10 protein-coding genes are annotated in these 8,466 nt (G+C 33.3%); 6 read left to right on the plus strand and 4 right to left on the minus strand.

The annotated features are described in order from the left end of the window. Positions 1–197, minus strand: a 197-nt coding sequence (locus AZF08_RS21105; protein WP_161486800.1) for a hypothetical protein, incomplete at its 3' end; no start/stop codon positions are given. 432 nt (positions 198–629) lie between these two features. Further along, the gene (locus AZF08_RS21110; RefSeq protein WP_033679056.1) at positions 630–860 is read right to left on the minus strand and encodes a hypothetical protein; all 231 of its coding nucleotides are present in this window, start codon (positions 858–860) and stop codon (positions 630–632) included. Between the two features lie 364 nt (positions 861–1,224). Here AZF08_RS21110 and AZF08_RS21115 point away from each other — a divergent pair, with 364 nt between their 5' ends. From AZF08_RS21115 to AZF08_RS21140, 6 genes are all read left to right on the plus strand, one after another. Beyond that, positions 1,225–1,833: a MerR family transcriptional regulator gene (locus AZF08_RS21115; RefSeq protein ID WP_033679055.1), complete on the plus strand. Its 609-nt coding sequence runs from the start codon at positions 1,225–1,227 to the stop codon at positions 1,831–1,833. Positions 1,834–2,342: 509 nt separating this feature from the next. Then, positions 2,343–2,921: a dienelactone hydrolase family protein gene (locus AZF08_RS21120; RefSeq protein ID WP_033679054.1), complete on the plus strand. Its 579-nt coding sequence runs from the start codon at positions 2,343–2,345 to the stop codon at positions 2,919–2,921. Positions 2,922–3,936: 1,015 nt separating this feature from the next. Next, positions 3,937–4,170 (plus strand): hemolysin XhlA family protein, encoded by a 234-nt coding sequence (locus AZF08_RS21125; RefSeq protein ID WP_033679053.1) that lies wholly within the window; start codon positions 3,937–3,939, stop codon positions 4,168–4,170. 446 nt (positions 4,171–4,616) lie between these two features. Next, the gene (locus tag AZF08_RS21130) at positions 4,617–4,952 is read left to right on the plus strand and encodes a plasmid mobilization protein (RefSeq protein ID WP_033679051.1); all 336 of its coding nucleotides are present in this window, start codon (positions 4,617–4,619) and stop codon (positions 4,950–4,952) included. Continuing rightward, positions 4,934–6,112 carry a relaxase/mobilization nuclease domain-containing protein gene (locus AZF08_RS21135; RefSeq protein ID WP_063177360.1) on the plus strand — a complete coding sequence of 393 codons (1,179 nt, stop codon included), beginning with the start codon at positions 4,934–4,936 and terminating at the stop codon, positions 6,110–6,112. The genes AZF08_RS21130 and AZF08_RS21135 overlap by 19 nt, the downstream gene beginning before the upstream one ends. Before the next feature lie 330 nt (positions 6,113–6,442). Next, positions 6,443–7,096 carry a hypothetical protein gene (locus AZF08_RS21140; protein WP_033679059.1) on the plus strand — a complete coding sequence of 218 codons (654 nt, stop codon included), beginning with the start codon at positions 6,443–6,445 and terminating at the stop codon, positions 7,094–7,096. Positions 7,097–7,662: 566 nt separating this feature from the next. On the opposite strand, the gene AZF08_RS21145 is transcribed toward AZF08_RS21140, so the two are convergent. Both AZF08_RS21145 and AZF08_RS31460 read right to left on the minus strand, forming a co-directional pair. Further along, entirely contained in the window at positions 7,663–8,043 is a 381-nt protein-coding gene (locus AZF08_RS21145; RefSeq protein WP_051725969.1) for a cell wall hydrolase, read from the minus strand. 212 nt (positions 8,044–8,255) lie between these two features. Next, the coding region (locus AZF08_RS31460; RefSeq protein WP_235604074.1) for a hypothetical protein at positions 8,256–8,466 on the minus strand (211 nt) is incomplete at its 5' end.

Raw genomic sequence — 8,466 nt, forward strand, 5'->3', positions numbered from 1 at the left:
ATGACAATGGTGTTTATGTTTTGAACAATCATCGTGATGTTTGTGTTTCCAACAATCACAATGACGTTTATGTTTTGAACAATCATCGTGATGTTTGTGTTTCCAACAATCACAATGATGTTTATGTTTTGAACAATCATCGTGATGTTTGTGCTTCCAACAATCACTATGATGCTTATGCTTTGAACAATCATCATGATGTTTGTGCTTCCAACAATCACTATTCCAACTCATTTTCTTATACCTCCTCTCAAACAAGAGTTATATTATTCTATGTTCTATCAAGAAAAACGCTTGTTTACTAACCTACCTTATATTTTCGTTTTTCTATCTCATTTTATATATAAAGATTAAAAGTTCCGGAAAGAATAGATCATGGGCTATTGTTGCTAAGTTAAGAGATTATAAATAAGAAAATCTTTAAAAGTATAGAAAAACTCTCTATGAATGATTATTCATAGAGAGTTAACATAACGTCCTATTATTGGTAGCAAGGTTTTCATAAAAACCTTTTATATATATAGTTTTTCTTTTCTATATTTTTAAAGGGCTATTAACTATACAAGAGGGAATCGAATAGAAATTAATAAAGTGTAGACGTAACATATATTTTATTTTTTTATAATAGACTAAGTTGTTAATGTAACACTTTCTATATCTTCACAACTTATGAATGTAAAACTAGTAGACTCAGGTGTTATTGTATCTTCCTCTTTCAATATAACTAAACAAATAGTTGGATTTAAACCTAAAAAAGTAGCAGGTCCAATAATTTGTCCGGATCTAGTTGTAATTGTAACCACAGTTCCTATTGGCCAATAAGTAAATAAAAAACAAGCTATGCCTGTACAGTTTGCCATTTTTTGTCCTCCTAATTTTTAAAATTAACATCTGTATAAATATGGATATAGTATATGTATTAAGATTATGGAATGTTTGTACAAATAATTAGTCATATAAACTTTAAATGTCAATCAACGGTAAGCGGAACGAAGTGAGCATTAAGGAATTGACTAACTCACTATACTCAAACCTCAAGCCAGCACTCTTACCCAAAGGCAAGGAGAGTGCTAAAATCAAAGAAATAAAAAGAGGGTACAAGTTGTCCTTTTAAACTTGGAAAATACAAAGGGAATTCTCTTAAATTCTCGAATAGTCACTGAAGAGCGGGTGAAAGAGCGCTCACAAGAAAATTTATGATATTCTAAAGAGTGAGGTGATAGCTTGAACGAATATGAATATGTCTTGTTAAACAAAGAAATGAGTGAACGCTTAAATATCGGGGTAAGTACTTTAAGAAAGTGGGCTGCCGCGCTAGAAAAGAACGGGTATTACTGGGAGAAAAATGATGATGGTACTCGCTATTATACTCACTATGATCAAGATACACTAATACTGTTTAAAAGTTTAGTACAAGAGCAAAAATTCAACTTAGAACAAGCTGCAAAAGTTATTATATCTAAGCGTGAAGGAAACCGCTCTTCATCAAGAACGGGGGACGCTCTCCAAGAAATACAACAAGAATCTAAAAGCGAAACCCACTCTGCTAGCCGTTCTCTAACATCTGTAACAAATGAATCAATACAAAGTTTAATAGATTATATAAAAGAGCAAGACAAACTTAATAGACACCTATTAGAAAAAATTGAAGAAATGGAAAAGGAACGAAAAAGTGATAGAGAAATTCTAGAACGTATGGAACATCAACTTACTCGACAAGAAAACCGAGCAAATGAAAGAGATAAAATGTTGATGGAAAATATACGAAGTATTCAACAGCTTGCAATTACAAAACAAAAAAATTCTTTGTGGAATCGTTTATTTAATAAGTAAACAAAAAGGCTCACTCTTTGTTATATAAGGAGTGAATTTTTTGTTTGCTACCGATAATGATGCGTTATGTTAATTAGGTTTGCATATCGTATATATCGTCTTTTCTTCAACTAAGAGTGCGGATTCATACAGTAAGAATTATTTTTTCAATTATTAAATAAGAAAAAATGGACCCATATTGGGTGTTTTTGCCCAAATCCCCGAAACGGGGGAATTAGCTTAATTCATTAGAAATTCATACATCATGTCATAAAGTGTACTTTTTGACACAGCTAAAAATCTAGACTTTTTCGTTTCAAAAATACAACTTTTCGCTATTTGAAATATGTCAAATGAATTGTACAAGTTTTGAAATAGATATTTTTTAAATATAATTAAAATCCTTTATTTATAAGGGTTTCAACAATGTTTTTTGTTATTCCCCCTTTTTGAGGGGATGGGCAAAAACACCCAATATTACGATGTTTTATTAGTACAATAAAGGGCAGAAAGGGAGTGTAAATTTACTAATGGAGTTAAAACAAAATGTTGAAAAATGTGTGATTTTACTTCACGAAATTTATGGAATCAATCAACATATTCGATATTATGCAGATTATTTTTTTCAAAATGGCTATGATGTATATATACCTAATCTATTAGGGAAAGATGTACCATATTCTTATGAAAATGAAGAAGTAGCCTATCATAATTTTAGTCAAAATATTGGATTTGATACTGTACTTCAACAAACAAAGAAACTCATACGTAATGTTGAACAGTCTTATAATCAAATTCAGATTGTCGGTTTTAGTATAGGGGCAACTGTTGGTTGGCTATGTAGTGATGAGCCATCAATTCAAAAGGTAATTGGTTTTTATGGTTCTCGTATCAGACAATATATAGAAATTGAACCAAAAGCTGAAGTTATTTTATTGTATGGCGATAAAGAAAAATCCTTTGAACCAAAAGAATTGAAAAAAGTGTTAGAACAAAAAAGTAATGTGTTTATTGAAATTGTAGAAGCAGAGCATGGTTTTGCAGACCCTTTTTCTAGTAAGTATCAAGAAGAAATAACAAAACAAATTATTGAACGTTATTTATTATAAACGGGGGCTATGTTGAACGATACGCTTTCCGAAATGAAACAACTTTATTGCGCTTAAAATATCATATAATGAAAGTTGTAAACTAATTTTTAAATAACTTTAATAACTACCAATTAAATATGGATAGGTAGTTATTGTATTTATAAACACAAAATTAAACAACTTTATTATCTCTACACATCAGATCTTCTGAAGAGACTTTTCTAGGTTTCTAGATACATTGAATACCGATAAGTGAGATTATGTTTACTGGGGATGAAAGAAAAGTAAGTATCTTATAAGGATGAATTGGGATAAATACTTATAAAAAATAATAAAAGTACAGTAACAATTTGTTTCTGCACTTTTTAATAGAACTATCTCCAGATATGTCCCAGGTATTGAGGGTTTTGATAAAATTGTTGCATAAAACATTTTTCCATACAAGCCGAAAGACAAGCGTTTTTTGCTACTGATGGTAGGAGAGGAAAGCAATGGCTACATACATCCGCACATGAATGGATAAAGTTATAATGATAACTTGGATATGGTCTCAACTTTTATTCCTCCAAAATTGAAGATGATGGTTTATTTTATTTTAAATAAGGAGAAAAGTTAGATTGTCCATTATAAAACAAACGAATTTAATGAACAAAAATAAATCTGATAAAAAAATGTTTATTTATCATGTTTTGAATGTATACTTTTATCGCTGATTTTGAGGATATTAGGGGAATCTGGATAAAGTCAATATTTTCGGTGGTTTGAATGTAAACTAATATACAAAAGTTTACATTCAAACTAATTATAAAAATGAGCATACAGTAATGGGAAATCTAAAGATGAAATGAAGACGGTATTCTCTTTTACACATAAAAAGCCTAGTAATTACTAGGCTTTTTTGTTAACTCATTCATTTTTAGATAAAATATATAGGAGAAGAATCTATGCTTGATGATTTTAATTAGCATATAAATATTAAGTAACTTTTATTTAAACAGATATAAGACAAGCTTAAATAAAGGGGTATTTATATATGGAGGAAATTCAAGAGTTAAAAAATAAACTTCAACAATTAAAGCCGGATCAAAAAGATATACAACGTGATATAAGAAATTTGGAATCAAGAATATTGATTACTGAAAAGGATGTTTTAACTATTAATAAACAATTAGAAAAAATAAGTTTCAATACTACATGGATTTTACGTTTAACCATAGGAGGATTGTTAACAGGATTACTTGGTATGTTAATAAAAGGTTTTATGTAATAGTACTTAGAAAGGGTTTATTTTGGATAAGATAGTTGTTTGGTGTATGTCAACGGTAAGCGGACGACTGAAGCAAAGCGGAGGGAAGGAGCATTAAGGAGTTGACATACTTGCCATACCCAGACCCTCTTGTGGTTGTCAAAAGGTACCCTTTTGACCCTGCCTACCGGCGAGGGAGCCCCCTCAAAAAATGAGGGGGATGGGGGTGTTTTTTTATGGGGTCTGGGGAAGGTTTCCCCAGTGGGTTTGGGCGAAGTCCAAGGTTGTAACTCCCCCTTGTAAAGGGGGCTGGGGGGTGTTCTGCTAGGCAGAACCAAGCTCATTTGGGTACCAAATGTAAAGCTTGCCTAATTACGACGATTACGATAAAATGGAAATATATAGTATAATATTTTATCGGGCGGATGACCTCTATAGATGGGCAGCCGCTGAGGAGGAATTACGTTGTGAGCGAAACTAGATCAGAGCCGAAACAAATTAAATTTCGGGTGAGCGAAGACGAGTTCCAACGTTTGACGCTTATGGCGGATAACGTTGGAATGAGTGTGCCGGCTTTTGTGAAAGCCAAGGCACAAGGGGTGAGAGTAAGACAACCGAAGATTGACCGAAAAGGAGCAATTGAAATTGCGAGGGAATTGCGGGCTGTGGGTACTAATTTGAACCAAGTGGCAAAGTGGTGCAATGCTCGAGATCAGATCAATCAAGAAGAATTAAAACGATTAAATTACAACATAGAGCAAATCAAAAAGGAATTGGAAAAGGCATGGCAACAATTAAATTAGGAAATACAAAAAATGCGAATGCATTATTGAGGTATGCTGAGAAGCGCTCAGAGGTCTCCTGTGGCGTTGATTGTGATGTGGAGTATGTTAGGAGTCAAATGACTGCGACAAGAGAAATGTGGGGCAAAAATAAGGGTATACAAGCCCATCATGTGATTCAATCGTTTAAACCTGGCGAAGTCACGCCTGGAATGGCTAATAAAATTGGCGAGGACTTAGCGAGGAAGCTTGCGCCGGGCTATGAAGTTGCGATTTATACGCATACCGATAAAGAACATGTACATAATCACATCATCATCAATTCGGTAAACATGGAAGATGGACGAAAGTATCATGCTCATGGGGTAGATGCAATTGAACGTGTGCGAAAAATGAGTGATGAACTTTGCGAAGAGAGAGGTCTTTCTGTTGTAAAAGAGCCTTCGGCACAAGTTCGTTATACACTTGCTGAAAAGAGTCTTTTAGAGAAAGGGAAATCCTCTTGGAAAGATGAGATCCGCCAAGTTATAGATTTAGAGAAGCATAATACATCAAGTTATGAAGAATTTAAAAGAATATTAATAGATAAGTACAGAATTGAAGTAAAAGAAAGAGGAGCAAACATTAGTTTTAAACACCCAGATATGCAGAGGTTTGTGCGAGGAAAAACACTAGGTTTGGCATATGAAAGGGGTACGATAGAAAATGAGTTTGCAAGAAAAATTGAACGAAGTCAAGAGCGAGGACATGGCCGCGCAACAATTATTAATGAAGGCATTGAAGGAAACGGAAGAATTGAACGAGTTGATGAAGAGTTATATTCGCGTTCAAATGGACAAGTCGACGGCAGAGAAATTGACTTTCGATACGGAGATACAAAACATCAAAAAAACGAGCAAACAAACGATGGATGGGATGACTTCAATATTGACCAGGCAAGAGAACATATTAGACATGAGCATCAAGATATTGGGGAACGTTTTGAAAGATGGACAGGACAACATGAAGGAAAACAACAGTCAAACACTTCAAAAGATGGAAGAAATGCAAAAAAGTCTCGACAAAAAAATGAACGAAATCAAGAATTACATGAAATGGGAAATCGAGATCATGAGTGGAAGAACAAGAGAGACGTTAAAAGAAGTCGAAGAAAACAGCAATCGAATGATCTCGAACGCTAGAAAAGGTATTTGGATTAATAATTGGTTAGATGTGGTCAAATATGGGTTAGGAACGGCTGTATTTGTTGTTCCGGTTTATATCAGTATAAAATCTTTGTTGAACTTTGTTGGGATTTCAATACCTTAAGAGATAGAAGAAACTTTTATGTAGAAATTTGTGGTAGAATAAAAAAAGAAACCTTGCTGGAACAAGGTTTCTTTTCAAAAAATCCTAAACAGGAATAATTTTATCTATGTGTATTTTAACATGAAGTTTGTATTTTGAAAATGGAATATGTATATACTTTTTTAGTTTCTCGTTTTTCTGTTTAGGAATTAGGAGGAGAAACAGTGAGTAAAGTAGTAGATTTTGGACAAGCTGAAAAAAAAGCGAAAGCAAGAGATAGTAAGATTGATAGTATTTATGATCAGTTGCAAGCTGGTGGCTATTCAGAAGAAGAGAAAGCAATGCTTTTACAGTTATTAAGTAAGGCGACTGGAGGAGAAGAGTATTTTATTGCAAAAAAGAAAAAGCCAACGGATCGGGTGAGGTTTGTGCAGATTATAATGGACAATATGGAATATTTAAATCGTATTGGTTATTTTACTAATGCAGAGCAAGCGTTTCTATTGCAGATTTCTTCTTATTTAGAATTTAAAACTAATGTAATTATTGAAAAAAGTAATAGTGATAATGAAATTGAAATTAATGCAGCAACGCCTAGTTATTTAGCAGAAAAGGTTGGTAAAACAAGAGAAAGTGTTTCTAAAACAATGAATTCTTTACTAAAGAAAGGGATTCTTGGTGTTGCAGAAGCAGGGATGGCAACTGATGATGGGCGGGTTTGTACTAGTCGTACATGGTTTGTAAATCCAAATATTATGTGTTGTTCTCCTAAAGATAGTATTGATCGAGCAACTCAACATATTTTTAAAAAATCTTTAAGAAACTTTAAAGTTAAAGGTGATACTAAAAAGCACAAATTACCAATTTATTTATTTTAGATGTCAATTTTAATATTGACATCTTTCTTTTTTTTGTTTTTTACATTTTTTAGGTGTGAATTTTTTTTCACACAGGTGTGAATTTTTTTTCACACCCTACCCTCTTTAAACCCTTGCTATTATTGACTTTCTTCATTTTCCCTATCTCACTCTATATATAAGGGCTAAAAGTTCCGAAAGGAACGGGTCGTATTTTTGAAAAGAACACTCAAAAATCTCCACCCTCGATATAAAAAAGTCGGTTCGTTGATCCTCACCTAAAGGCTAACGCCTTTTCTTTTTTATATCGTCCTTGCGGAACTTTTTTCGGCTCGTGTGCATTTGTCGCCAAGCCGAGAGACCAAAAGCAAGCAAATTTCATCCCGACTTGAACAAGCAATTGTACGAGCCGAACCGCCAGTGTATCCGTTCAAGAACTTCTCTTACATGATATTTTAAATGACGCGAAGTTCTTGGGGGCTAACCCCCAAACCCCCAGCCAGCCTCGTGCCCAAAAGCAAAGAAAAGACGTAAAAAAATTAACGAATCGTAGGGAAGAATTTATTTTATAGTAATGTATATGTATATCAATATACTTTTGGACAATCCGCTCTCGTTGGTTGATAGAAACAATGTTCTTTATATTGTCCTGCTAATATCTGATTCCACCAAACAGGAGGACAATTCCCTACAGGATTGAAAAACCAAAGGGAATTAGTTGCTGGATGTCCTCTCCAATATTCTAGGCATTTTCTTGCTAGTTCTTTATCAATTTCCCTCGCACGTTGATAAAAATATCCTTTTGTCACGGCTTCAAATGAATAATTTCCACCTTGTTGTTGGTACACCATTTGTTGAATATTTCTAATTTCTTTAAAATCTAGACAATCGCACATTACTCTGTTTACACCGACATTACCAACATCCAGCATTCCTTGTTGTCCTTCTCCTTCCGCTTCTGCTCTCATGAGACGAGCTAACAAGTCTACATCATTTTCTCTGTACGTAATTCTCACTTCTATCCCTCCATTCTCTTTACAACTATATGTAGATGGAATAAAAACACGAATTGAAAGTTTGTACACTTGTTATTTTTATTACCATTCTTATTTTTTATTTTGAATATAGTATTCATAAAAAATTAATATACCCTCCTTTATTGGTAGCAAACAAAAAAGACTCATCCTTTCTTACAAAGAATGAATCTTTTTATAAAATTTCTCATAGAAAATAAAAAATCATAAACAATCTTACCAATGTTTTCGATCACAATGATGTTTATGCTTCCAACAATGACAATGGTGTTTATGTTTTGAACAATCATCGTGATGTTTGTGTTTCCAACAATCACAATGACGTTTATGTTTTGAACAATCATCGTGATGTTTGTG

Origin of the sequence: Bacillus gaemokensis (genome assembly GCF_001590835.1) — a bacterium.
Lineage (GTDB): Bacteria > Bacillota > Bacilli > Bacillales > Bacillaceae_G > Bacillus_A > Bacillus_A gaemokensis.

Excerpts from the sequence above, each read along its gene's own strand:
- AZF08_RS21145 (WP_051725969.1), bottom strand. The coding sequence starts at position 8,043 with ATGAGAGCAGAAGCGGAAGGAGAAGGACAACAAGGAATGCTGGATGTT.
- AZF08_RS21125 (WP_033679053.1), top strand. The coding sequence starts at position 3,937 with ATGGAGGAAATTCAAGAGTTAAAAAATAAACTTCAACAATTAAAGCCG.
- AZF08_RS21135 (WP_063177360.1), top strand. The coding sequence starts at position 4,934 with ATGGCAACAATTAAATTAGGAAATACAAAAAATGCGAATGCATTATTG.
- AZF08_RS21110 (WP_033679056.1), bottom strand. The coding sequence starts at position 860 with ATGGCAAACTGTACAGGCATAGCTTGTTTTTTATTTACTTATTGGCCA.
- AZF08_RS21120 (WP_033679054.1), top strand. The coding sequence starts at position 2,343 with ATGGAGTTAAAACAAAATGTTGAAAAATGTGTGATTTTACTTCACGAA.